The organism is Bacillota bacterium, from assembly GCA_040754675.1.
In the GTDB taxonomy this organism is placed as follows: Bacteria; Bacillota; Limnochordia; order Limnochordales; family Geochordaceae; genus Geochorda.
The window spans coordinates 1-2,369 of sequence record JBFMCJ010000599.1; the positions used below are offsets into that span (position 1 = coordinate 1).

Annotated in this window: 1 protein-coding gene; it reads right to left on the reverse strand. The window is 70.3% G+C overall.

The features are described 5' to 3' along the window. Positions 1 to 1,233 (reverse strand): DUF1670 domain-containing protein (locus AB1609_21405; GenBank protein ID MEW6048993.1); only part of this gene is annotated, 1,233 nt, incomplete at its 3' end. Positions 1,234 to 2,369 lie beyond the last annotated feature (1,136 nt).

Below are 2,369 nucleotides of genomic sequence, written 5' to 3' on the forward strand. Positions count from 1 at the left end.
CAGGCGCCCCCTGGTGGGCAGGATCACCTTGGGGTGCCTCTCCATGGCCGCCCTCACCGCGTCCACGGATACCCCCAGCAGGAAAGCCAGGTCCGGCTGGCTCAGGCAGGCACCCTGGTAGTAGGCACCGGTGGCCAGGCGCACCAGGCGCGCCCACTTGAGCTCCTCGGAGCGGTCCCGGTGCACCAGCGACCAGTCCTCCGGCACCAGGTAGTCCAGCACGGCGGAAACCATGCGGCAGTCCCCCAGGCTGCGGCCGGGAGGCTGGTCCTGCGCCACGCCCGTCCACACGATCTGGCCCGGGGAGCGGCCCCGGCTGCTCAGGCGATGGGCCAGTTCCCGCAGCTCCTGCTCGAACTGGTCGGCCGCCGCCGGGGTGTAGCGGTGCCGCTCAAGCAGAAGCTGCCGGAAGGCCTGGCGGGGGCCACCGCCAGGCGGCACGGGCAGCACCCACAACCCCTCGCGCTTCACCTTCTCGGACATGCGGGCATCCTGCCTCACCTCGGCCCACAACTCTCGGAAGGCCCTCACCAGGGCCGCCGGCTGGCCCAGCCTGCGGGCCGCCTCCTCGGGGTCCTCCCCCTCCAGCCCGCCCACCTGGCAGAAGATCTGCCACCACCTGCGCCAGGCAGTGCGGGAACAGCAGAGCTTTCTCCTCACCGAGGTCAGGTCCTCGCCCCGCAGATAGCACTCCACCGCCAGCGCCGGCCGCAGCCTGCGCATCTTCCGCCGCCGCTCCTTGCTCATCCCCGCCACGGGCAGGAGCGCCCCCACCTCCCACAGGGGCTCCAGCCTCTGGCGCAGGGCCTGGTGGTTGTAGGGGAACAGCACCCCCAGCCTGGGCCAGTCAAGCAGGTAGCCCTGGAAGTAGGCCTCCTCGATGCAGCGGGCCATGCGGCCCACCTGCATGGCCACCACGCCGAACTCCTCCAGCACCTCGGCGTCCTCGTCGGCGATGACGGTGAGCGTGACCATCTGCTCGGGCTGGTCCCGCCGGGAACACCTCCGGTGAGCGTCCAGGCCCCGGATGGCGGGGAAGTCAATCTGCCCCGGACCACGATCCACGAGGTGCATCAGGTACTCCAGGGCGTCCTCCGCCACCAGGGCTGCCTCCTCCGGGGCAAGTTCCCTCCTTGACCGGATCTCGCCCACCAGGTAGCTGCGCAGGGTCTTGGCCTCGACCGAGCGGGCCTGCGTCACGATCTTCTGCCGGTAGAACGACTGCCGGCCCACGTTCCCCACCCCCGACTCCCCGGGGTTGACATGCTTAAGACGGCATACGACGGAGTCCGTTTCCTCTCCTGCCACCGGCTCCCGGACACGGCGGCTGCGGTGTGCCTCAACGGGCCGCCGCCCCGGGGCGTCTGGGCAAAGTGCGATGCCGGCTTGCCACGGGACCACGGGCACCTCCGCGTAGCGACGACCGCGGATGCCGCGTCAGGGCCCCGCTGCAGCCCGGGCCCGGCCTGGACTTCAAACAGGGCATGGCCGCTGGGTGAAGTGGCCAACCGCCCGCCGTCGGAACCCCACCCGCACCCTCCACCCTCCACCGGCTGGGACGATGGATCCCTGCCCCTCGGTGCTTGGCCACGACGACCGGAGGCATTCCGTGAGCCCCGGTCCTCCGGACCCACCGGGAAGGGCGCTCCATGTTATCCCGCGCCAGCATCAGGTCACTCGCTCCTTCAAAGCCCATCCGGCCTTGCCGTTTCCCCCCGCCGCGGCGGCCTGCGATCTCGTTTGCCCCTGGTCCCAGACACCGGTAGGAGGGTTTCCGCTGACCCCCGTCGCGCCGCACCCCGCCCGGTCGCCCGGGGGCTCCTGGGTACTGCGCCTGCCACGTTCACCGCCGTGCCCTAGTCTCGGGCCATGCTTTTCTGCCGGCTCTGTCCACACCCTGCTTTGCACCGGTGGCCCTTGGCTCCCGTGCCGGTGCACAAGCCAGCCGGCCCCTTCGGGGGCCTGCCTCCCGGGTACCCGCTGCCGCGGGTACCCGGGCCCTCAGGTCCCCCGCTGCTTCAAGCTCACACCACGCCCCCGTAAACAGCGGGCTGCTTGCCAACCCTGTGGCCGGTCACCGGGACCTGCCCCGCCTCAGCAGGTCCCGGAGTCAGCCAGTCGATTCCTCACACCCCGCGACTCAGCTAATCCGCTACCCTTCTTCCTTGCCCACCCAGGAGACGTTAGGGGTTCTTCCGGTCGTTGAAGGTAGAGCACCGGGACGAGTTCCGACCAAAACCCCACGGCCACGTAGCAGTGCTCCACCTTGTGGCGGTGGCGAAAGGGGTGGCCACACGGGCAGGGACGGTACTCGGGCGGCGGTCCGCGGGATACCGAGGCTATGTACGAACGGACGATTGCTTTGACAG